The sequence below is a fragment of the Streptomyces yokosukanensis genome, from assembly GCF_001514035.1.
In the GTDB taxonomy this organism is placed as follows: Bacteria; Actinomycetota; Actinomycetes; order Streptomycetales; family Streptomycetaceae; genus Streptomyces; species Streptomyces yokosukanensis.
This window is the reverse complement of sequence record NZ_KQ948233.1, coordinates 48,160-70,937: the sequence shown is the minus strand read 5'-3', so window position 1 is coordinate 70,937 and position 22,778 is coordinate 48,160. Positions and strand designations below refer to the sequence as shown.

General features: G+C 69.5%; 19 protein-coding genes and 1 pseudogene. 14 read left to right on the top strand and 6 right to left on the bottom strand.

The genetic code is table 11. The features are described 5' to 3' along the window. The first annotated feature begins 150 nt into the window (after positions 1–150). Together AQI95_RS40860 and AQI95_RS40855 are read left to right on the top strand one after the other, a co-directional pair. Positions 151–849: a scabin-related ADP-ribosyltransferase gene (locus tag AQI95_RS40860; RefSeq protein ID WP_067136106.1), complete on the top strand. Its 699-nt coding sequence runs from the start codon at positions 151–153 to the stop codon at positions 847–849. A gap of 180 nt (positions 850–1,029) precedes the next feature. Then, positions 1,030–1,711: pseudogene (locus AQI95_RS40855) on the top strand (transposase); the annotation flags it as partial. A gap of 499 nt (positions 1,712–2,210) precedes the next feature. On the opposite strand, the gene AQI95_RS45785 reads toward AQI95_RS40855, so the two are convergent. Together AQI95_RS45785 and AQI95_RS40845 are read right to left on the bottom strand one after the other, a co-directional pair. Then, on the bottom strand, positions 2,211–2,627 hold the full coding sequence (locus AQI95_RS45785; RefSeq protein WP_244189043.1) for a hypothetical protein: 417 nt from the start codon (positions 2,625–2,627) through the stop codon (positions 2,211–2,213). A gap of 221 nt (positions 2,628–2,848) precedes the next feature. Continuing rightward, positions 2,849–3,100, bottom strand: a complete 252-nt coding sequence (locus AQI95_RS40845; RefSeq protein ID WP_159056676.1) for a hypothetical protein — start codon at positions 3,098–3,100, stop codon at positions 2,849–2,851. Positions 3,101–3,195: 95 nt separating this feature from the next. Here AQI95_RS40845 and AQI95_RS40840 point away from each other — a divergent pair, with 95 nt between their 5' ends. From AQI95_RS40840 to AQI95_RS40795, 10 genes are all read left to right on the top strand, one after another. Then, the gene (locus tag AQI95_RS40840) at positions 3,196–4,563 is read left to right on the top strand and encodes a KamA family radical SAM protein (RefSeq protein ID WP_341849504.1); all 1,368 of its coding nucleotides are present in this window, start codon (positions 3,196–3,198) and stop codon (positions 4,561–4,563) included. After that, positions 4,560–6,272, top strand: coding sequence for a class I adenylate-forming enzyme family protein (locus AQI95_RS40835; protein ID WP_067136098.1), 1,713 nt, complete (start codon positions 4,560–4,562; stop codon positions 6,270–6,272). The genes AQI95_RS40840 and AQI95_RS40835 overlap by 4 nt, the downstream gene beginning before the upstream one ends. A gap of 17 nt (positions 6,273–6,289) precedes the next feature. Beyond that, the gene (locus tag AQI95_RS40830; protein ID WP_244189042.1) at positions 6,290–8,251 is read left to right on the top strand and encodes an FAD/NAD(P)-binding protein; all 1,962 of its coding nucleotides are present in this window, start codon (positions 6,290–6,292) and stop codon (positions 8,249–8,251) included. A 91-nt stretch (positions 8,252–8,342) separates the two neighbouring features. After that, the gene (locus AQI95_RS40825) at positions 8,343–9,713 is read left to right on the top strand and encodes a lyase family protein (RefSeq protein ID WP_067136094.1); all 1,371 of its coding nucleotides are present in this window, start codon (positions 8,343–8,345) and stop codon (positions 9,711–9,713) included. Then, on the top strand, positions 9,710–11,023 hold the full coding sequence (locus tag AQI95_RS40820; RefSeq protein ID WP_067136092.1) for an MFS transporter: 1,314 nt from the start codon (positions 9,710–9,712) through the stop codon (positions 11,021–11,023). The genes AQI95_RS40825 and AQI95_RS40820 overlap by 4 nt, the downstream gene beginning before the upstream one ends. After that, positions 11,016–12,509 carry an amino acid adenylation domain-containing protein gene (locus tag AQI95_RS40815; RefSeq protein ID WP_067136082.1) on the top strand — a complete coding sequence of 498 codons (1,494 nt, stop codon included), beginning with the start codon at positions 11,016–11,018 and terminating at the stop codon, positions 12,507–12,509. The genes AQI95_RS40820 and AQI95_RS40815 overlap by 8 nt, the downstream gene beginning before the upstream one ends. A gap of 25 nt (positions 12,510–12,534) precedes the next feature. After that, positions 12,535–12,774, top strand: a complete 240-nt coding sequence (locus AQI95_RS40810) for a phosphopantetheine-binding protein (RefSeq protein ID WP_067136080.1) — start codon at positions 12,535–12,537, stop codon at positions 12,772–12,774. Then, entirely contained in the window at positions 12,771–14,096 is a 1,326-nt protein-coding gene (locus AQI95_RS40805; RefSeq protein WP_067136078.1) for a flavin monoamine oxidase family protein, read from the top strand. The genes AQI95_RS40810 and AQI95_RS40805 overlap by 4 nt, the downstream gene beginning before the upstream one ends. A gap of 31 nt (positions 14,097–14,127) precedes the next feature. Next, positions 14,128–14,532, top strand: a complete 405-nt coding sequence (gene paaI / locus AQI95_RS40800) for a hydroxyphenylacetyl-CoA thioesterase PaaI (RefSeq protein WP_244189041.1) — start codon at positions 14,128–14,130, stop codon at positions 14,530–14,532. A gap of 21 nt (positions 14,533–14,553) precedes the next feature. Next, a complete protein-coding gene (locus AQI95_RS40795; RefSeq protein ID WP_107121897.1) occupies positions 14,554–15,147 on the top strand; it encodes a TIGR03086 family metal-binding protein in 594 nt (197 codons plus the stop codon). A gap of 37 nt (positions 15,148–15,184) precedes the next feature. On the opposite strand, the gene AQI95_RS40790 is transcribed toward AQI95_RS40795, so the two are convergent. The 3 genes from AQI95_RS40790 to AQI95_RS40780 form a co-directional block, all read right to left on the bottom strand. Next, the gene (locus AQI95_RS40790) at positions 15,185–16,102 is read right to left on the bottom strand and encodes a LysR family transcriptional regulator (protein WP_067136072.1); all 918 of its coding nucleotides are present in this window, start codon (positions 16,100–16,102) and stop codon (positions 15,185–15,187) included. Positions 16,103–16,467: 365 nt separating this feature from the next. Beyond that, positions 16,468–17,322, bottom strand: a complete 855-nt coding sequence (locus AQI95_RS40785) for an alpha/beta fold hydrolase (protein ID WP_067136070.1) — start codon at positions 17,320–17,322, stop codon at positions 16,468–16,470. Further along, on the bottom strand, positions 17,319–17,972 hold the full coding sequence (locus AQI95_RS40780; RefSeq protein ID WP_067136068.1) for a CatB-related O-acetyltransferase: 654 nt from the start codon (positions 17,970–17,972) through the stop codon (positions 17,319–17,321). The genes AQI95_RS40785 and AQI95_RS40780 overlap by 4 nt, the downstream gene beginning before the upstream one ends. 178 nt (positions 17,973–18,150) lie before the next feature. Between AQI95_RS40780 and AQI95_RS40775 the strand changes: the two genes are divergently transcribed. Then, positions 18,151–18,702: a TetR/AcrR family transcriptional regulator gene (locus tag AQI95_RS40775; RefSeq protein ID WP_067136066.1), complete on the top strand. Its 552-nt coding sequence runs from the start codon at positions 18,151–18,153 to the stop codon at positions 18,700–18,702. A gap of 1,074 nt (positions 18,703–19,776) precedes the next feature. Continuing rightward, positions 19,777–21,099, top strand: coding sequence for a hypothetical protein (locus AQI95_RS40770; protein WP_067136064.1), 1,323 nt, complete (start codon positions 19,777–19,779; stop codon positions 21,097–21,099). A 935-nt stretch (positions 21,100–22,034) separates the two neighbouring features. On the opposite strand, the gene AQI95_RS40760 is transcribed toward AQI95_RS40770, so the two are convergent. After that, the gene (locus AQI95_RS40760; RefSeq protein WP_067136059.1) at positions 22,035–22,670 is read right to left on the bottom strand and encodes a GNAT family N-acetyltransferase; all 636 of its coding nucleotides are present in this window, start codon (positions 22,668–22,670) and stop codon (positions 22,035–22,037) included. Positions 22,671–22,778 lie beyond the last annotated feature (108 nt).

The window sequence follows — 22,778 nt, the reverse complement described above, 5'->3', positions numbered from 1 at the left end:
CCCCTCTCGTAATGGAACGGCCAGGTCACCGGCCGGCGGGGCGGTATGACTGTTTACCCGTGAGGGTGACTCGGCATCCGTTCCAGCCGGCTCTTGATCAGTACGCCGATATAAAAGGGCCCGTCCTGTTGATCAGCTGATGGGCTCACCATGTTGAAGGCAGCTCTGGGCGTTCTCGCCTCCGCCACCCTCGCCACCGCTTCGCTGACCGTCGCTGCCCCTGCCAGCGCAACCGTCCACCGCACTACCACGGCGAAGGCTCCGACCCCTGACACCGGGCCCTGCGGGCCGGTCGGCCGGTTCCACCCGTCCGACTGGTGGCGCACCACCACCTCCCCCTCCATCGCCCCGGCCGTGCGGCACACCGCGGCTGATGAGAACTGGCAGTGGCGCGACGACGCCAACACGCTCTGGCGGGGCGATACCCGGGAGAACGTACAGCAGCTCTTCCAGGACGGCTTCACTCCGCGCGGCGAGACGCTCACCCCGCTCGCTGAGTACATCGTCAAGGGCGGTGGCCAGAACACCGCGCACGTCAGCACCAGTTGCGAAAAGTGGGTCGCAGAGAAGTTTGCCACGTACGGCGCGGCGAAGACGGGGTGGGTGTACGAGATCGAGGCCCCGGGCGGCATTGACGTAAACGCCACCGCCCACTTCAACGGCTACCAGTCCCCATACCTCTGGAACAAGGAGATCGACTTCCCCGGCGGCATCAAAGGCAGCTACATCAAGAGCGCCTGCAAATACCGCCTCCTCAGGACCGACCCGGAGACCAAGGTCAACACTTACGAGAACCTGGGCTGCCGGACCAACGACCACTTCGATGACGCCCTCGTGGCCGCACGCTGATCCCACGCGACGATGTCGGGTGGCGAGCTGGGTCTCCGCCACTCCCTCCCGGGCGGCGGAGATCCGCACCACCGGGTCCAGGCGCCAGTCGAGCACCGCGGGCCGGTGACCGTAGCCCGCTGCTGCGATCGTGACCATCACGAAATTCCGCCCAGACCCGAATCCAGAGATCCTCATCACGGCCAGGGCGTCAGCCTCCTCGACTGCTCCCGCCGCCTCAGCCTGGCCCTGAACACCGTCAAACGCTACGCCCGCATGCCCGAACCCCAGGCCCTGCGTATCGCCCCCGTCTACCGGCCCACCCTCGTCGGCCCCTACCGCGAGCACCTGTGCCAGCGCCGCGTCGAGGAACCCGCCGTCCCGGTCACCCACCTCCTCGAAGAGATCCGGGAGTTGGGCTACACCGGCAGCGCCAACCTGCTGGTCCGCTAACTCAACCAGGGCTGCGCCGAAGGCGACCGCCCCGTCACCACCCCACGCCACGCCAGCCGCCTCCTGCTCACCGACCCTGAGAACCTGCGCCCGAAGGAAACGACCCTGCTCGAGAAGATCGCTGCGGCCTGCCCGGAGATGACCGCACTCGCCGATCTTGTACGCGGCTTCGCCACCCTGCTGAAACCGGCCGAGGGCAACGATGTGAGACTCACCGAGTGGATCACGACCGCCCGAGCCATCGACCTGCCTCACCTGCGCAGCTTCACCAACGGTCTCGAAATCGATAGGTCCGCCGTGAACGCCGGCCTCACCTTGCCTTACCACAACGGCCGCACCGAAGGCGTCAACACCCGCACCAAGAGGATCATGCGACAGATGCACGGTCGCCGGATTCGGCCTCCTCAGCCACCGAATCCTTCTGCCCTGACCACTACTCGGCGTCACCACCGACTACGGGCCAGAGCCTCTCGTTTGACAGACCCGCCCTCGACGACGTGATCGGCACCACGGTCCGGGCCCTGGCCGAGCGAGGCGCGGTCCGCGACCTCATCGACGTCCACGCCGCATCCCGCCACCATCGCCGACCTGGAGAGAATCGGCCGCCGCCACGCCCGCACCGAGTTCAGCCTCAGCGACCTGCGCGACCGCCTCGCCGGCGCGGAATGGTGGGACGACGCCGACTACACCGGCTACGGCCCAGCCCTCACCAGGTCGCGGACCTGCGCGACTGGGCCCTCGCATGGGCGAGCGATCTCGACACCCGCCTGCATGCCGAGGAAGATCCCGACAACTTAACCTGGCCCGCCGGTAGTTGACTCGCCATGGCCACGTTCCTGCCAGCCGACGCTGTACTGCCCCACCGGGCGACGGGCAGTGACTCGTGATCCCGGCCCTGTACCAAACGAAGAAGGCGTCACCGACAGCCTTCAAGAGCCGCCCAGGTCGTCGCCCGACAGATGCACCGTGTACTCGACCACGTACCCCTCGGTCGGGCGTGCCAGGGCGGTGGCGTACTCGGTGCGTGCCTGGCGGTCTTCGTCGCTGATGGGCGGGTGTACGGGGTCGGTGGGCGGGGCGAGCCACAGCTGGATCAGGTGGCGTTCGCCGCGATCCCCGATGCCGGGCTCGCAGTCGTCCGCGCTGCAGTACATCCGCATCCTCACCCACCGCAGTGTGCCAGGTGAGGCCGGCATCCGGATGGCGGGCTCGTTCTCGGGCCATGCCTCCGCGACGTCGCCAGGGTCGAGGAGTTCCAGGTGGACGGGCTCGCCGTCGCACAGCAGGCTCACCTCTTCCACGGGCTCCCACTGGCTTCCGGTTTGCGGTTCGGGGGGCATGGACATGGACGGTCATCTGCAAGGGGCCCGTGTCGGTGGTCGTCATCACCACGACGCTGGAGTCGTCGACGGGTCCGCAGCGCCAGCCGTACGGCATGTGGGCCGGGTAACCGTCGTGCTCGGCGAACCCGAAGATGTAGCCGTCCTCACCGAGGTCGACGGTGGACACCGACTCGTACACCAGCATGAAAGGCTCCCTACTCCGCACGCCGCGAGGCGCCCTCCCCTCAGTGGCCGGGGAGCGACACCTCCCGGTTCAGCGGCGGTGCGGCCTGAGACGGCATGTCACCCGCCAGCCCGGCAGAAATGAACACGCAATGAATCGCCATGCGACGGCGCCGCTTCTCACCTGTGACGATTCTCCAGACGCATCGCGCGATGCGGATATCACGCTTGATCACCTCATGAACCTGCGTGAGGATCCTGGTGAGCGGCAGGACATACGCCTGAAACACGGGGGCCGAGGTGTTCCGTTCCACCTGGGCGAATTCGCGGCTCCCCCGTTTGGGCTCTCCACCCTTATTCTCACGGGGAAAGCATGCCTCACCAGCCCTATTCATATCGACGCAAGGAATTGACCGAACCCGACTGGCACCGTATACCCGGGTGGCGTCAGGTAACCCCCCAGCAATGGCGCGACCCGCAGTGGCAGCGCGTTCACTGCGTCAGGAATGTACGGCAACTCAAGGCGGTCTACGGCGACCTGCTCTCCGAGGGCTTCTACCGCGATCTGGAGCGGGACCAGGCGGAGCGGGCCACGATGTCCCTGCTCCTGCCGCCCTATGTGCTGAGCATGATGGTGCCGGACGCCGTGCCGACCACCGAGGCCATGTATGCCGACCCGGTACGTCACCACATGCTGCCGGTCTTCTCCGACCGCGACGCCGAGTGGCCGTCCCATCCGTATGCCTCCCGGGACTCGCTCCATGAGGCCGAGATGTGGGCCGCGGAAGGCCTGACTCATCGATACCCGACCAAGGTGCTCGCAGAACTGGTGTCCACCTGCCCCCAGTACTGCGGACACTGCACCCGCATGGACCTGGTCGGCAATTCCACTCCGCAGGTCTCGAAACTCAAATTCTCGGCGAAACAGCCGGACCGCTACGAGGAGATGCTCGACTATCTTCGCCGTACCCCCACGGTGCGCGATGTCGTGGTATCCGGCGGAGACGTCGCCAACGTCCCCTGGCCGCGCCTGAATTCCTTCGTCTCGGCGCTTCTCGAACTGGACCACATACGGGATATCCGGCTGGCGTCGAAGGCGCTGATGGACCTTCCGCAGCACTGGCTCTCCGACGAGGCCCGCCGCACCGTCGGCGGCCTCGCCGAGACCGCGCGGAAGCGTGAGGTGAGTCTGGCCGTGCACACGCACGTCAACACCGCCCAGCAGGTCACCCGGCTCAACGCCGACGCGGCCCGGAGGCTGTTCGAGCTGGGCGTGCACGACGTCCGAAACCAGGGCGTGCTGATGCGCAAAGTCAACGACGCCCCGCACAAGCTGCTCGACCTGTGCTTCGCGCTGCTCGACGGCGCCGGCATCATGCCGTACTACTTCTACCTCTGCGACATGATCCCGAACGCCGAGCACTGGCGTGTCTCTCTGGGCCAGGCCCAAGAGCTGCAGCAGGCGATCATGGGGTACCTGCCGGGCTTCGCGACGCCGCGTCTGGTCTGCGACGTACCGTTCGTCGGCAAGCGCTGGGTCCACCAGGTCGACCACTACGACCGCGAGCACGGCATCTCGTACTGGACCAAGAACTTCTTCACCTCGATCGAGCGCGACGATCCGTACGCACTCGCGAAGACCCACGAATACTACGACCCCATCCAGACGCTCAAGCCCGAAGGACAGGAGTGGTGGCGCCAGCACGGCTGGCCTCCGGAGGAGTCCGTGGACGCGGCCACCCTTTCCGTCGGCATCACCCAGGGGGAGACAGAGTGACCGACAACAGTCCCATCGCGCCGTTGGCCGTACGCGAGAGGTTCATGAACGACCCGGACCTGGGTGCCGGAAACTTCCTCGAGTACGCCCTGCGGCACAACCCCAACCTCGACGGGCCGCTGGTCTACGACCACCGTCTCGACGAGCGCGGCCATGTAGCGCTGCGCGGCTACAGCCTGCACGAACTGGCGGAGATCCGCGACCAGTACGCCCGCTGGTACTGGTCCAACGGCGTCCGGCCGGGCCAGCCCGTGGCGCTGTACATCGCCGAAGGGCTCCAGCCGATTCTGCACTTCCTGGCGCTCACCGCGCTTGGCGCCATCCCCGCGCTGGTCAACGACGCGATGCCGGTCGCGACGGCCCGGCGCTACCTTGACCACGTCGGGGTCGCCGGGGTGGTGGCGGACGACCCACGGCTGATCAGCGCCACCTACCACCCGGGACAGCAGCGCCCGCGCTTCATCGTCCCCAGCTCCGAGATCCGCGCCCACGACCAGGAGTCCGGCGCGCTGCCCGAGCAGTACCCGTACCGCCACACCGCCGACGAGGTGATCGCGCTCATCCACTCCTCGGGCACCACCGGCACCCCCAAGTCCACGCAGGTGGCGCACCGCCAGTTCTGGGTCGGCAAGGAGACCCGGATGGTCCGTTTCCCCGCGGAACCGGACGACCGGCTGCTGTCCCTGATGCCGCACACCCATGCCGGTGGCCTCAGCTATCTGCTGACCACGATCCTGCTCGGCCTGCCCACCCTGACCATGGGCGACTGGCGGCGCAGCGCCGTGGAACCGGTGATGGAGGCCTTCCAGCCGACCATGGTCGCCTCGTTCCCGCGCACCCTCGTCCAACTGGCCACCGGTGAGCTGCCGGTGAAGGCGGCCGCGAAGGTGCATACCTGGTTCAACACCGGGGACGGGGCGCACTACGGGCACATCCGGCGCCTGGTCGGCCTGGGCGAGCGGCCGGCCGGGCTGATCCAGCCGTGGCTGCTGCCGAAGGGTGATACCGGGACCGCAGTCCTGCCCGGTTCCCGGTTCATCGACGGTCTCGGCTCGTCCGAGATGGGCATGGCGCTGTTCGGCCAGGTCACCACCCCGGAGTCGGGACGCGACGACCGCTGTGTCGGGCTGCCAGTCGAAGTGGTGGAGAAGGCCGCGGTTCTGGACGACGACGGCAACGAGGTGCCGGACGGGACGGTGGGACACCTGGCGGTGAAGACACCGACCCGCACGCCCGGCTACTGGAACGACCTCGCACTCACCAAGAGCTTCGAGCTGGCCGGCTACTGGCTGACCGGCGACGTGGCGCTGCGCAAGCCCGACGGCCGCTACTACCACCTGGACCGGACGGCCGACGTCATCCACACCGCCGACGGGCCCGCGTACAGCCTGCGCCTCGAGGAGGTGCTGATCGCCGACTGTGCCGAGCTGGTCCAAGACTGCGCGGTGGTCGGAGTGCCCGGCCCCTCGGGCGACGGGCACCTGCCCGTCGCCGTCGTCAGGTTGCAGACCGACAGCCCGCTGAGCGACCCCAAGGAGATTCTCGACGCCGCCAACCGGCAGTTGGAGGCGGCCGGACTGCACTCTCTGGCGGCGATGTTCACAGCCGAGAGCGAGAGCGACTACCCGACCGGCCCGACCGGCAAGGTCCTCAAGCGCGAGCTCCGTACGCGGTACGCCGCCGCCCTCGCCGACGGTTCGGCCGCCTGAAGGAGACGAACGGGGGAGTGGACGGGAGAGCAGTGGAATACGACAAGCGGACCAGAACCGTCGGTGTGATCGGCGCGGGGCCGCGCGGACTCTCCGTGGTCGAGCGCCTGTGCGCGAACGGCGCGGAGTCCGGGCAGCCGACTGTGATCCACGTGGTGGACCCGTATCTCGGGACCGGAGGCCGGGTCTGGCACACCGTACAGCCGGCGGAACTCCTCATGAACACCGTGGCCTCGCAGGTCACCATGTTCACCGATCCGAGCGTCACCTGCGAGGGGCCGATCAGCCCCGGGCCGAGCCTGTACGAGTGGGCCAAGTCCGTGGTTCCGGCGGCGCCTTCGGGAACGGTGCCGGACCGCGTGCGCGACGAGGCGGCGGACCTCGGCCCGGACACCTATCCGTCCCGGGCCTTCTACGGCCACTACCTCGCGTGGGTGGTGGACCACCTGGTCGGCGCCGCACCGCAGCACATCTCCGTCCGGCTGCACCGCAACCGTGCGGTGCGGCTCACGGAGACCGAGACGAGTGCGCAGGTCCTCACCCTGGACGACGGAACCGGCCTCCTCCTGGACTGCGTCGTGCTCGCGCAGGGCCACGCGGACATGCCGGTGCCTGTCGGCACGGAGTTGTCGGCGCTGCGCAAGCACGCCCGTGCCCACGGCCTCGGCTATCTGTCGCCCGGCAACCCGGCGGAGGCCGATCTGGCCTTCGTCGGCCCTGGTGAGCAGGTCGCACTGCGCGGGCTCGGGCTCAACTTCTTCGATGTGATGGCCCTGTTGACCGTGGGCCGGGGCGGGGAGTTCCACCGTGCGGACGACACGCTGCACTACCGGCCGTCCGGCAAGGAGCCCAGGATCCTCGCCGGGTCCCGGCGCGGCGTCCCGTACCACGCGCGGGGCGAGAACCAGAAGGGACCCTTCGGCCGGCACATGCCCGCCGTCCTGACTCCCGCGCGGATCGCCGCCCTGCGCGAACGGCGTCAGAACGGCGAACAGGTGGACTTCCAGCGACACATCTGGCCGCTGATCGACCGCGAGGTCACTGCGGTTTACTACGCGACGCTCATCTCCCGGCGGCTGGGCCCCGGCGATGCCAAGGCGTTCCTGGCCGAGTACACCACGCTGCCGGTCAGCCGCCTCAAGGACGAGGAAGCGTTGAGGCGTTACGGGATCGGGCCGGGCGAGCACTGGGACTGGGACCGTATCGCCCGTCCGTACGGCGATCGCTTCTTCGCCGACCCTGCCGAGTACCAGCACTGGCTCCTCGGCTACCTGCGACGGGACGTGGCGGAGGCTCGGGACGGCAACGTGGGAAGTCCCCTGAAGGCCGCCCTCGACGTATTGCGTGACCTGCGCAACGAGGTGCGTCTGGCGGTGGACCACGCAGGGATCACAGGCGAGTCCTACCGGGACGGGCTGCAGTCCTGGTACACGCCGCTCAACGCCTTCGTGTCGATCGGACCACCGCTCAGCAGGATCGAGGAGCTGATCGCGCTGATCGAGGCGGGCGTCGTGGAAATGGTGGGGCCGGGTATGCAGGTCACGGCCGCACCGGACGGCTTCGTCGTCAGCTCCGGCGCGGTCCCAGGGCCCGGGCGGCTGGTGACCTCGCTCATCGAGGCTCGGCTACCCGACTTCGACATCCGGCGCACCACCGACCCCCTCCTGCGGGAACTGGTCCAGCGCGGGGCCTGCCGCCCCTACCTCATCCCCACCGGCACGGACGGGCATGTGGAGACCGGCGGACTGGCCGTCACTCCGCGTCCCAACCGTCTGGTGGACGCGGCGGGGCAGCCGCACCCCTACCGCTTCGCGTACGGCGTGCCGACCGAGGCGGCGCACTGGGCCACGGCGGCGGGTATCCGGCCCGGGGTCGACTCCGTGATCCTCGGCGACGCCGACGCGATCGCGCGCGAGTGCCTCACCGTCGACCTGGAACAGCGCCGCCGGACCGCCGCCCTGGTCGGCGCCGGCTGGTGACCGGCCTCCGGCACCGAGAAAAAGAGAGAGGAAGACACTTGTGCCTGCTCACCTCCCCCCACACGAAAGAGCAGCCGGGACGGACTCCGGCATGCTCAGCCCGGTCTGGGCCGGCAGCCGGGCCGCCGCGGACCTCAGCGAGGAGACATGGATCGACGCCATGCTGGAGGTCGAGGGAGCGCTGGCCCGCGCGCAGGCACAGCTCGGGGTGATTCCGACGAGGTCGGCCAAGGTCATCACAGAGGTCGCCCGTGGTCTGCGGATCGACGCGCCGATGCTCGCGGAGCGCTCCCGCGGTGCCGCCAACCCCGTCGTCGTCCTGGTGCAGGAACTCACGGCGGCCGTCAGGGAGGTGGCGCCCGCCGCCGCCGACCATGTCCACCTGGGCTCCACCAGCCAGGACATCCTGGACTCGGCAGCCATGCTGCTCGTCGGCCACACCCTGGAGGTCATCGGCCAGGACCTGTCCCGTGTGGCCGCCGCGCTCGCTGTCCTGGCCAGGCGGCACCGCGCAACGCCGATGGCCGCGCGCACACTCGCCCAGCACGCGGTGCCCACCACGTTCGGCCTCAAGGCGGCCGGCTGGCTGGACTCCGTACTCGACGCGGCCCTCAGAGTGCGCCAGACCGCGGCCTCCCTTCCGGCTCAACTCGGCGGCGCCGCCGGGACATTGGCGGCATACGAGGAGTACGCGCGCGACACCGCGGCCGGCCGGCGCGGGCACGGTCTCGAACTCGCCAAGCACTTCGCCGCCGAGCTGGGCCTCGTCGAACCCTCGGTGCCCTGGCACAGTCTGCGCACCCCGCTGTGCACCATCGGCGGGACACTGAGCCAGGTCACCGGGGTGCTCGGAAAGTTCGCCCTGGACGTCCAGACGCTGTCCAGGACCGAGATCATGGAGGTCGTCGAGCCCACCGCCGAGGGCCGCGGCGTCTCCTCCGCGATGCCCCAGAAGCGCAACCCCGTGCTCGCCACCCTGGTCGTGTCGGCCGCCCGCCAGGTCCCTCTGCACAGCGCGGTGCTGGCCCAGTGCATGCTGGCCGAGGACGAGCGGGCGCCCGGTGCCTGGCACGCGGAATGGCAGCCGCTGCGGGAGGCGCTGCGGCTCACGGCGGGGGCCGCGCTGACGGCCGCCGAACTCGCAGAAGGCCTGGAGGTGTTGCCGGCCCGCATGCGGCGCAACCTGGAGCTGACCGAAGGTGCCGTCGTCGCCGAGCGCCTGAACGCGGTACTCGCTTCGCGGCTGGGCAAGGCGGAGAGCAAGCGTGTCCTGGCCGGGTGCGCACAGCGGGCCGCCAACGGCGAGGTCACCTTCGCCGAGGCGCTGGACGAACACCCGGAGCTGCGCGGCCATCTGCCCGCCGATGTGGAGCAGTTGCTGGCTCCCGAGGGGTATCTCGGTGCGGCCGAGGACCTGGTGACCCGCGTACTGACCCGCCAGGCACGGGAGGAAACCTCATGAGCCACACATCCCGACGCCCCGGGCTCTCCCGAGGCTCCTCCTTCTGGTTGATCGCCACGGTCCAGTGCCTGTTGCTCTTCGCGTCGAGCGCGCCCTCGCCGCTGTACGGCGTGTACCAGGCCGAGTGGAGGTTCTCCGCCGGCATGCTGACCGCGATCTTCGCGATGTACGCGATCGCGCTGCTCGTGGCGCTGCTGATGGTGGGCAAGCTCTCCGACCACATCGGCCGCCGCAAGGTCCTGGGGGCGGCCCTGGTCGTCGAGGTGGTGAGCATGCTGTTGTTCATCACCGCCGACGGCGTCGGCCCGCTCCTCGCGGCGCGCGCCGCGCAAGGCCTTGCCACAGGCGCCGCGACCGGGGCGACCAGCTCGGCCCTCCTCGACCTCCAGCCCCCGAACCGGCCCCGCCTCGGCCCGCTGGTCAACAGCCTGGCGCCCATCGTCGGCCTGGCCCTCGGCGCCCTAGGCTCCGGGCTCCTCGTCCAGTACGCGCCCGCGCCGAAAACCATGGTCTACGCGCTGCTCCTGGTGGGGTTCGCGCTCGCGGCGCTCGTCGTCCCACTGCTGCCGGAGACCTCCCCCGGACGGCCCGGCACGGCGGCGTCGCTGGTACCGCGGATGGCGGTGCCACGCCGGATCCGCCCGCTGTTCCTCACCGTGGCGCCCTCCCTGTTCGCGGTCTGGGCGGTCGGCGGGCTGTACATGTCGGTCGGCCCGTCCATCGCGGCTCGTACGCTCCACCTCGGTGGCCACCTCGTCGGCGGACTCGTCATCTTCGCCCAGACGGGATCGGGGGCCCTGGGCTCGCTGCTGCGCCGCAACCAGCCGCCGCGGCGCACCATGGCGCTCGGTTTCGTGGCCTTCCTCGTCGGCATCGGCACCACGCTCGGCGCGCTCGCGCTGCCCTCCACGGCGCTCTTCTTCGTCGGCATCGTCATCGCCGGTTACGGATTCGGCACCGGCTTCCTCGGCGCCTTCCAGACGATCGCGCCTCTGGCCCAGCCCGACGAGCGCGCCGGACTCATGGCCAGCATGTACGTCGTGTGCTACCTGGGTTTCAGTGTGCCTGCGGTGATCGCGGGGCTCGCCGTGCAGAAGTTCGGGCTCGGCCCGACCACCACCGTGTACAGCGTCTCGGTCATGGTCCTGGCCGTCGCGGCCTGTGCCGGACTCCTCGTCCAGGAACGCCGGGAGAAGGGGGCGGCCACCGAGGTGCCTGGCACCGTGCCGTCCGGCCCACGGCACACCCGTCCGACCGCCCGCGCCACCGACGCCGATCGGCACCGACCACCGGAGACTCACCATGCCTGAAAACGCCCCGGACGTCCTCGATCTCTTCCTGCGCACCGCCGAGCGGCACCCGGACAGCGTCGCCGTGATCGACGGCACCGGCCCCTCGACCTACGGCGATCTGCGCGCCCGCGTCCACCGTGTGGCCGCCGCCCTCGGCCCCCGGCCGGGCACCGTCGGCGTGCTCACCGACCGCAGCGCGGACACCGTCGCCGCACTCCTCGGCGTTCTCGCCGCCGGTGGCACCTACTGCCCCATCGACCCGAGATTCTCAGCCGACCGCAAGAAGATCTTGACCGAGACGGCGGGGTGCCGGACCGTGCTGGCCGTGCGGCCGGACCCGGAGCGGTTCGGCCCGCCCGTCCTCGGCCCCGAACTCCCCGACGTCCGCGGCGCCTCGGAACCGGAAGGTCACCTCGTACCGCCGCAGCCGGACCACCCGGCCTATGTCCTGTTCACCTCCGGCTCCACCGGAAAGCCGAAGCCGGTGGTGACTCCTCGGGCGGCCATCGCCGCCGCCGTCGACTCCCTGGCCGGGCTGCTGGACGTCCGCCCCGGCGATCGGGTGCTCCAGTTCGCCTCGTTGAACTGGGACACCTCGTTCGAGGAGATCCTGCCCGCCCTCACCCGCGGTGCGACCCTAGTCTTCGACGACGACGCCTATGCGGGTTCCATGCCCCGGTTCCTGCGCATGCTCGACCGCCTCGGTGTCAGCGTGCTCGACCTGCCCACGGCCTTCTGGCACGAGCTGATCCACCACATGGTGGAGGCCGCCGGCATCGCGTTGCCCGAGAGCATCCGTACGGTCGTCATCGGCGGCGAGGCGACGAGCAGAGCCCGGCTCGACAACTGGCGCAGCCTGCCGGGCACCGACCGGATCCGGCTCGTCAACACCTACGGCTGCACGGAGACCACCCTGGTCACGCACGTCGCCGACCTGCACGGCCCGGGCGCACGGCCGCGCGGCGACGGCTCCGCCCCGATCGGCCGGGCTCTGCCGCACGTGCAGGAGCTGATCGGAGAAGAGGGTGAACTCCTCATCGGCGGGCCCGCCCTGGCTCTCGGCTACCTAGACCTCCCGGAGGCCACCGCGGAGCGCTTTCCCGTCCTCGCGTGCGGGCGGTTCTTCCGCACCGGTGACCGGGTCCGGCGCACAGCCGACGGCGAACTGCACCACGAAGGGCGGCTCGACGACCAGATCAAGGTCCGCGGGATCCGCGTCGACCCGGCCGAGGTGGAGGCCCAGCTCTGCGCCCACGCCGCCGTCGCGTCCGCCGCTGCCACCGGCGTGCCCGCAGGTGATCACACCATCGTGGTCGCCTATGTGACGCCGAGCCGCCAAGCAGACAGCGCCGATCTCGTGGCCGAACTCCACGTCCATCTGCGTCGGCACAGCCCCAGCCACCTGAGGCCGAACCGCATCACCGTGGTACCGGAGCTGGTCCACACCGCGAGCGGCAAGGTCGACCGTCGCCGCACCCACCACCGCTACGCCACCGGCGCCTGAGCCGGCGAACACGAGGAGAACACATATGCCCGCCGCAGAGGCCAGCACGATCGAACAGGTGGCCGCGATCTATCGGCGTGTCCTGGACACGGATGCCGTGCAGGCCGAGTCCGACTTCTTCGACCTGGGCGGGGACTCCCTGCTCGCCACCCGGGTGATCAGCGCCATCGCTCGCGACCTCGGCCCCGAGCTGACCATCACCGATTTCCTGAAATCCCCCACGCCACGGAGCGTGGCCGAGCTGATTGCGAGCCTGACCGCATGACCACCCTCATCGTCGGAGCCGGGCTCGCCGGGCTCACCGCCGCCACCGCACTCGCCGCCGCGGGGCGGCAGGTGACGGTGCTGGAGGCCCGCGACCGGGTAGGCGGCCGTACGCACGGCATCGAGGTGGCCCCAGGCCAGTGGGCGGATGCGGGCGCCGCCTACCTCGGCGAGCGTCACACCACGCTGAAGTCCCTCATTGCCCGGCTCGGCCTGGTCACCACGCCCACCACCACCGACGGCCGGAGCAGGTTCTCCCTCGGCGGCGGCCCGCAGGGCAGCGAAGGCCGGTTCCCGCCCCTGAGCGCCGTCGCCCTGGGCCAGTTGTTCGATGCCCTGGACGACGTAACCCGGCTGGTCCGCGCCGACGCTCCGTGGCTCACCCCGGACGCCGAGCGCCTGGACCGGATCAGCGCGGCGGAATGGGTCGGGCATCACGTCGACCACGCCGACGCCAGGCTGTTCTTCCCGCTGTTCCTGGGCGAGATGATGGCCGCCGACCCGGCCGACGTATCCGTCCTGCACATGGCCTTCTATCTGAAGTCCGGCGGCGGCATCCGCTATCTCAACGCGTTCGCGGGCGGCGCGCAGGAGGACCGGGTCGACGGCGGCGCCCATCAGCTGAGCGAACTGCTCGCCGCCAAGCTGGGGGACCGGGTCCTTCTCGGGGAGCCCGCGCGCGTGGTCGAGGAGCGCGGCTCCACGGTGCGCGTGCACACCGACCGGGGCGTCCACGAGGCCGACGCCCTCGTCATCGCCGTGCCCCCGCTGCTCGCCGACTCCATCGAGTACCGTCCGGGGCTGCCCTTCCGCCGCGCCGGCTCCACCACCGTCCCGGGCTGTGCCGTCAAGGTGCACCTCGTGTACCCGCGCCCGCTCTGGCGCGATCACGGGCTCTCCGGCTGGTCGGTGAGTGCCGAGGGTCCACTCCTGTCCACGGTGGACGACTCCCCGCCCGGCGACGGCGTCGGCATCCTAACCGGGTTCGTCACGGGACGCGAGGCCCGTCAGTACACGGCCCTGACCCTTGAGGAGCAGCGGGACACGGCCGTCTCGCAGGCCCGGCGCCTCTTCCCGGAACTGCCCGAGCCGATCGCCCACCACATCACGGACTGGATCGGCGAGGAGTACAGCAAGGGCTGCTACGCGGCGCTGTTCGGCCTCGGAGACTGGGTCTCCTTCGGTCCGCACCTGGCCGCGCCGCACGGCCGCATCCACTGGGCCGGCACCGAGACCAGCACCGAGTTCTTCGGGCTCATGGAGGGCGCCATCCGATCCGGGCAGCGTGCCGCGGCCGAGGTCCTGCAGGCATACGTTGACTGAGGCATCGTCAATTCCCACTGGGGGGAATCAGGTGGAGGAGACGCCGGAGAGCCGCGCGGACGCGATGTACCGCGCGGACCGGACCTGCCAGGAGCTCGGCATCAGGATCGACTCGGTCGCGGAGGGCCGCGCCACCGCCCATCTGCGCCTGCCGCCCGCGATGGTCAACGGCCACGGCACGGCCCACGGCGGCTATCTGTTCCTGCTCGCCGACGTGGCCTTCGCCTACGCCTGCAACACGCGGGGCGCGACCACCGTGGCGCAGGCGGCTCAGGTGGTGTTCCTCCGCCCGGCCTCGGCCGGTGACGAACTCGTCGCCGAGGCCGTCGAGCGCTCCCGGTTCGGTACGAACGGCATCTACGACGTCGCTGTCCGCCGAACCGACGGCACGGTGATCGCCGAGTTCCGGGGCCAGAGCCGTTCCCTGCCCAGGTGACCCATACACGAGATGAGTGTGATGACTGACATCCGTCCCTTCAACCGCCAGGCACTGAAGGTCACCGAAGCGATCATCGAGCAGGTCGAGCCCGAGCACCTTGGCCTGCCGACGCCCTGCGCGCAGTGGTCGCTCCGGCAACTCCTGGCCCATATGGCCGGCCAGAACCACGGGTTCGCGGCCGCCGCCGACGGGGACGTCACCGACGCCTCCGTCTGGGCGGACCGCGTCGTGGACGACGATCCGGCGGGGGTCTTCCGGGCCTCCTCGGCACGCGTCACCGCCGCGTTTGCCCGCGAGGGCGTGCTCGACGGCGAGTTCTGGCTGCCGGAGGTGCGGGGCGGGCAGATGTTCCCGGCCCGCACCGCCATCGGCTTCCACTTCGTCGACTACGTCGTGCACGGCTGGGACGTCGCCGCCACCCTGGGCGTTCCTGCCCACTTCGACGACGAGACGCTCGCCGCCGTCCTGCCGTACGCGCAGGAAGTGCCGGACGGGCAGAATCGGCGCGAGCCGGGCGCGTCCTTCAGGCCCGGCCTCCTGGTGCCGGACGGCGGCCCTCTGCTGGACCGCATCCTGGCCATGCTGGGACGTTCGCCGAAATGGCCCGCGTGACCGACGACGGCGTGGTCAGCTCCTTCCGGGCCGGCTTCTAGGCCGACATCCTTTCCAGGACGTCTTGTTCGCCTCCGATCTGGCGGCCGCAGTAGGCGAGGGCACGAATACGCGCGTTCTCCTCGGCGGTGCGCCAGATCAGGGCGACAGACGTCGCCGGCAGATCCTGGATGGGGACGAAGGCGACATCCGGCTGGGCGTAGTAGCGCGCCACCGACTTGGCCAGCGGTGCGACGCCCTGGCCCGCCGCCGTCAGGCAGAGGATCTCCTGGCAGGTCTGCACCTCCTGCCCGAGCCGCAGGGTGCGGCCGGCCGGGGTCACCAACGGCACCTGGTGGTCCTGCCAGTAGTCGGGCGCCGTGCTGGCAAGACGGAAGACCGTCTCGTCGGCGATGTCCTCGATACGGACGAAGCTCCGGTTCGCCAGGGGATGGTCGAGTGCGACGGCTAGCACCCGCAGCTCCGTGCCGAGCACCGGACCGACCGTCAAGTCGGCCTCGATCACGGGTAGTCGGGCCACCAGTAGGTCCACCTCGTCGCGTCGCAGCGGCCCCAGGAGGTCGCCGCACGGCACTTCGCGCAGGACGACGTGACACTCAGGGGCGTACGTGCGTGCCGCCCGGATCAGCCTAGCCGCGTATCCCCCGCCTGCTGCACCAGTGAACCCCAGCCGCGTGGTGCCCGTAGCGCCGCGCGACAGGGCGACGGCATCGGCGTACACGTCGTTCAACTCTCCGTACAGCGGCCGCAGTCTGTCGATCAGAAGCTTCCCCAGGGCGGTCATCCGCACCTCCCGGCTGGTCCGGTCGAAGAGCTGGCCACCGATCTTCTGCTCGGCATCCTGAAGCATGCGGCTGACCCGCGACTGCGAGATGCGCAGCTTGCGACCCGTCCGCCCGAAGTGGAGCTGCTCGCCGAGAGTGATAAGGCATTCGATTTCACGCAGTTCGAGCATGTTTGCTCCTTGATTTCACATGCGTCACACGTGAAGGCCCCTAGTGGACGCAACCAGGGACATGGTCGGTATCTCTCTCCACAGGCACAGATGCCGGCGACTCCTCATTCATGATGAGAACCTCTCTGAAAACAACCGGTACTGAGCCGATCCGCCCGCTTGGAAAGCGTGTTGGGGGCAACCCCTCAAGAGTTCGAATCTCGTACCCTCCGCCTCTGCTCGCCTGGGCGAACGAGGTTCCGGACAGCCATGCAGTCCGGGACCTCATCGTTCCGTGGTTGCAGTTTCCGCCGCGACGGTGGGTGGATGGGTGGGAAAGCAGGCACCTGTTCTGATGCCGCAGGAGCGGCTGTCCAAGACCGCAGTCAGTTCCCGGACGGCTGCACGAACTCTCGGATCAGCTCGCCGACCCGGGCTGGTTCGTCGAGATGGACCATGTGTCCGGCCGACTCCAGCCGGACCGCGCCGACGCGATCCGGCAACGCCGCGAGCTCCCGTCCGATGCCGCGCACCAGCGCCTCGGTCAACTCCCTGACGCGCTGCGGGAGGTGGTCGAGGTCCGGCGTACGCGCGCCTGCGACGAGCAACACCGGTACGCGCAGTCCGCGAACCTCGGCGAACAGGTCGTAGCCCTCCAGCGGGGCCATCAGCGCGGGCAGTTCACCTGGAAGAGGACGCCCTTCGGCGCGCCGCGCACGCGCCGCCTCGCTGTCCGCGTCCCATCCGAAGCGCTCGGCCATCGCCCGCGCCTGCGCCTCGGCCTGCCCGGGATCCGTCACCGCCGGGGCACCGGCATAGAGGGCGATCTGCTCGGCTCGACGCTCCCGCACCTCCTGGGGTGTCAGCCCGGGGTACAGCGTGGACACCCCGCCGCCGAAGCCGTCCAGGTCCACCACGCCGGCGCAGTTCCTCGACGCCGCGTACCGCACGGCGATCATGCCGCCCAGAGAGTGCCCGACCAGCCAGGGCCTACGCAGCCCCAGCGCGCGGACCACGGCGTCCACGTCGGCCAGGTGGTCTTCCCATTCGTACGAGGACGCCGATGCCGAACGTCCGTGCCCGCGCAGGTCCATGGCGACCAGCCGCAGGCCGGCCAGGTGGGGCCGGACGGGCTCCCAGTCAAGCGCCGTGCGGTTGGCGCCGTGCAGGAGCACCACATCAGGCCCTTCCCCGCCGTGGTCGAGGACAGCGATGCCGTCGATTCGCGTCTCCACGGTCATGTGGTGACCTCCTTCGCGATCCGCTCGATCTCGGCGGGCGTACCCGCCATGATGGTGCGCAGGTGCTCCGTGACCAGTTCCACCGGCCAGTCCCACCACGCCGCCCGGAGCAGCCGCTCGATGTCGACGTCCTCGTAGCGGCGGCGGATCGGGCGGGCGGGGTTGCCGCCGACCACGGTGTACGGCTCGATGTCGGCGGTGACCACCGCGCCGGCTGCGACGATCGCGCCGTCGCCGATCCGCACGCCCGGCATGATCAGAGCCTGGTAGCCGATCCAGACGTCGTTGCCGATCACGGTGTCGCCCCGGCTGGGCATGCCGGTGACCAGGTCGAGGGTCCGTTCCGTCCAGCTGCCGCCGAACATGGTGAACGGGAAGGTGGAGACGCCCATGGTGGGGTGGGCGGCGCCCGCCATCAGGAAGCGGGTGCCGGCGGCGATCGCGCAGTATTTGCCGATCACCAGCCGCTCGGGCCCGTAGCCGTAGAGCACGTTGCGGCGTTCGAACTCCGTCGCGCCGTCGGGGTCGTCGTAGTAGGTGTACTCGCCGACCTCGATCCGCGAGTCGGTGACCAGCGGGCGGAGCAGGACCACCCGGTCCTGCCCGGGCAGCGGGTGCAGGGCCTCCGGGTTCGGGATCGACGCGGTCATGACTTGAGTCCTTCCTTCACTGCAACAACTAACGCGACCTACGTCGCATTAGTATTCTGGCAGTACACCTGCCCGCATGCAAGCCCTAAAGCGACTGGAGTCGACTTTGCCTAATGATCCGAAGGCCGCGAAGACAGGCACCAGGCCCGGCGGGCGAAGTGCCCGGGTCCGCACCGACATGGTCACCGCGACACTCGCCGAGCTCACCGAGAAGGGGTACGACCAGCTCACGGTCGACGCGATCTGCCACCGCGCCGGCGTCCACAAAGCCACCGTGTACCGGCGCTGGGGCGGCGTCGACGGCCTGATCGCCGACGCACTCGCGCTCTCCGCCGACCAACCCTGGCCGATCCCCGACACCGGGAACGTAGACGAGGACATCCAACTGCTGGCCCTCGAGGTGTACACCACCTTCACCGACCCTGACCTGCGCACCACCCCCACCGCCCTGATCGGCGCGGCCCTCCGCTCCACCCTCGGCGCGGCGGCACTCAGCGCCTTCTTCACCGCCCGCCACCAGCAGGCCGCCGAAATCGTGACGCGCGCCGTGAAACGGGGCCAACTCCCCGCCAGCGTCGACCCGGTAGAACTGGTCCGGGCGGCCACCGCCCCGCTCTACCACCGACTCTTCATCACCGGCGAGCCCCTCGACGAACCAGCCGCCCACCGCGCGGCCGCCGCCGCCCTACTCGCCGCCCGCGCCAGCCTGTTCGACGCGGCAGCACCCTGATCTTCTCCCTCAGGATCCGGAAGGCGTCCAACTCGGCGGGACCGCCCTGCCGGTACCGTGTGGTGCCATCCCTGTGACGCGCTTCGACACCACCTGGCCAGGCGGAACACACCCTGTCCTGATTGCAGTTCTGGTTGCAGTTCCGGTTGCATTCACCCCCGTCGGGGGCCGTCCGAGGCTCGGCGACCGAACCGCTCCGCCCCAGGTCGGGACGCCCACCCCCAGACCCCCGGACGTCCGGACGAACAGTTATGGAATGTGCGGATCAGGCGCCTTCGGCGGCGCGATGCACTGAGCTTCGCCCACCCTGGACAGCTCGCCCCGCCCCTTGCCCTGGCGGGTCTGCTGCAGGTTTGGGTCACAGGTTGACCTGCCCCACCTCTCAGGTTCCAGTTCTGCCGGCTAACTGACGGCCTTCACAAAGGGCTGTAGGACATGCCCTGAAAGGGGCCTCTTTCGTCTCTACGTGAAGCGACAGGAACGCCTCGAGCGCCTCCTTGAACTCGGCGACGGCTTCAGCCGTCTTGCGGAGATACTCGGGGTTCCAGGGCGCGTCCGTGCCGCCGATGGTGTCACGCTCGGCGGCCGTCCCCAGCGGGGCCTCATCCGCTGAGCGTTCGTTGCTGAGAACCCATCTATGAACCTCTGATGATCTCGTTCTCGCGCCTCGTTCGACGGTCTGGTGCGCATCGGGCCATCCAGGCAGTGGAGTCTCAGGGATGTGGCAGGGAGTTTTGCGGAGAGCTTTTCAGTGCTCCACGCGCCGTGGTGGCACGTGCCCGCATCCGCTGAATGCGGATTGTCAGCGGGGCGAAGGAGGCCTGTGAGGGCGCGAGTACGATCTTCCATCGTTTCAGCAGAGTGTGCACAGCGGGGAGAGGTAAGCGGATGGATGACTCGTCGGACGGGATCGATGCGGCGTCGATACCGGGTGAAGGGGCCGAGACTGAGCGCCCGGGAGAACCCGCTGACTCCGGAAATTCCAGCTCGGCAGAAGCCGGTTCCAGGGGGACCGGGTTGTCTGTGGTGGGTTCGTGGTGGCGGCGGCATCCGCGATGGAGCGCCGCTGTCGCGATGACCGCAGTGGCGGGGGCGTTCGCCGGGGGTTGGTTCGCCGCGCGGCCCGACCTCACGTACACGCCGGCTGTGCCGGCCTCGCAGCCGGTCGTGGTCACCGGGACGCATGCCCGGGACTGGAAGAACGGCGACGTCTGGCCGACGCTGGGCAACCGGGCCGGTGACCGCGGACCGGGCCATGAGGCGATGGAGATATGGCTTTCCGGCGGCTACGGCCCGCACTCCAGGCTCATCGCGACCGGCCAGGACAGCCGCAGCGCGCCGTACTATGGATTGTACGAGCCCTCGGGTCAGGTCCTGTTCTCCGGCACGGTTCCGGGCCTGCCACGCGTCACCCTTGTCGACAGCGGGGGCCAGCTGCTGCGCTACGCCACGGGGAACGTGCCGGTCAAGGCCGTCTACACCGCGCCCGACCCCCGGGCGGATGGCGTCGCGATGGAGACTCCTCCGCTGGCGCTGAACTGGAACACCGATTCCGGCGAGCCTTTCCCGCTGGCGGTGCCGCCGTGGCTGACTCACCTGCAAGTGGAGGGCATCAGCGGCAAGGACGCCACCTGGCGGCCACTGAAGGTCACCGACGGACTCACCGCACCGATACCGCAGTTCAAGGCCGCCATTGGCAGCTCCGATCTGGTGGACGCACAGGGCGACTGCGGCTACGGGGCACTGATCAGGGCCGACAACACCCTCGAAGAGGGCAGCGACAAGACGGCGACGTTCGCCTACCGCCCGGGCTGGCCCTACGCCGTGCGCCTGACCTACCTGGCCGACCACAACCAGTACCACGGCGCCGCGCCCCTGGACCAGGAGTACATCCGCCGGACGGCCGGGGCGTTGCTGTGCGACGGGCCGGGCATCGACAGGTTCAGGCCCGCCTCGGAGGTCATCTGGCGTCCGCTGTGGCGCGGCACCCCCGATGGGGGCGGGGACGAGGTGGCCGTGCTTGACCAGGAGGTGTCATACCCCCAAGGACAGGGCTATCTGAACCACAACCGTGACGGCATGATCGAGGTCGGCGTCCACAAGGCATCCGTGTTCAACACGCTCGTCTCGAACTACGAGAACAGCAACACGCCCGAGACCGCGGCCAGCGTCGGCTGCCTCAAGAGCGCCACCGGCATCGTCGTCATCAGCCCGACTACCGCCGGAACCACTCGCCTCGTCGACCCGGCCACCGGCGACCACTGGACCGCGCACGGCAACGTCCTGCAGGTTCCCGGGAGTCAACTCCCTCACAACAGCGACGACTTGGCAGCCTCGGCAACCACCGCCGGCAAAGGCGGCCAAACCGACACGGGCACCTGCACCTGGCCGAAGTAGTGAGCTGTGAAGATGAGGGAATCGCTGTCGAAGGGAGCTGCTGCCGCCGCCGTGGTGGCGTTGGCGACGACAACGGGCTGTGGAGCGCTAGGAGGTGGCGGCAGCGATCCCAAGTCGGTGGTGAAGAAGGCGCAGTCGCTTCGAAAAGGCCGGCTACAGGCCCGACGTGCCGGACCCGAAGATGGCCAGGGTTGGAGGCACGCTGCCCCAGTCCAATTGGTGAGTCGGAGTGGGCGTACAGGACGAGTCGTCCATGTTCATCAGCAACGGTTCCGACTGCATCCCCACCTCCTCTGACCCGAAGGTCTGACATCTCTGGACCCTGGTGTGGTCGGCCAGTAGCACAGCCTGGCCGACCACACGGCTCGGGCCGGCATGGTCCTAGCATGTCGATAGCGGCCATCGAGTGCTTAATGGTTGGGCACCGCAACCCGATGCAGGGGCGGGCCAACGCACGAGCGTCACCTCGTCCGAAGACCTAATCAGCCAGCAGGTCACGTCATCGCCCCGGGCGCTCCACCGCTCCGTGAGGTTCAAAGATGGGTTCTGAGACCACCGGTGACCTTCGTCCGATCACCCTCTGCACGGCCGTAAGCGCCCGTTTCCCGGGCGGGCTCGGCGACCATCTGGTTCAGGCGGGCACGAGGGCTCAGGGCTGCGCGACAGCGGCACGCACGCAGGCGCGGCGGCAAGGAGTCGTTCTCAGTCATGGCGGGAGTGCCGACGGTCTCTGGGCGCGAGCAACAGTCGACACCCCGTCCGAGCTGGCGATTCCTCCTGATGTGGTCCCGTTGTGGCCGGCGTCGGCATTCCGCGCCATCAGCACGCGGGGGGACGAGATGGCCCTCACCGCAGTTGCGTGAAGGCCAGGACCGCGACGTCCGAGGGCTGTTGGGCACTCTTTGGGCACTGCGGGTACGGCCGGTGCTCCTGCTTCAGGGCCGGTAGACGCACTCCGCCAGCGTCGCGTGCTTCTTCCAGCCCAGCGTCTCGTACAGCGCGCGCCCGGCGTCGGTCGCGCCGAGAACCCCGAGGACCGCCCCCGTCTCCAGAGCGTGGTCGGCAAGCGTACGCATCACCAAGTCGCCCAGCCCGCGCCGCCGATGGGCCTCCTCGGTCATCACCCGGTCCACCACCACGGCTTCCCCGAGGGATGCCATCTGCCCCTGGGCCGCCTGCTCACCCGCCGCATCGAGCACCCGAGCGTAGGTGACAGCCCCGACGGTCTCCATGGTCGTGGTGTACCCCTCAGGCGCGACCGGGTGCGTGGTCATCAGGTCAACGGCCATCAGGTGGCCGGTCTCCTCCCAGGCCACCACCCACCCCTGGGGCAGCCAGGACTCGATCTCCTGCGGCTCCGCGGGCATCTTCATCCAAGTCCGCGGCACGCACACCGAGGCCGCGGCGCTGCGGACCAACAGCTCCTCGGCCTCGGGCAGGACATGGCGCCCCACTTCGCCGGCGTTGCCGGCCACCTCGACATAGAACCCCCAGGGCTTCTCGACAGGCGGAGGAGTCCGCCGGGACACGGCCCAGCCCGCCACCCAAGTCCTGACCACGTCCGCAACCATCAAGCCCTCCCGAAGCTGTGGCCGCACCAACGGCCAGGTAATAGACAGCAGACGGGATCACACATTACGTCGCCGTGTAGTCTGCGGCATCTGTTTTGCCCGGACGCA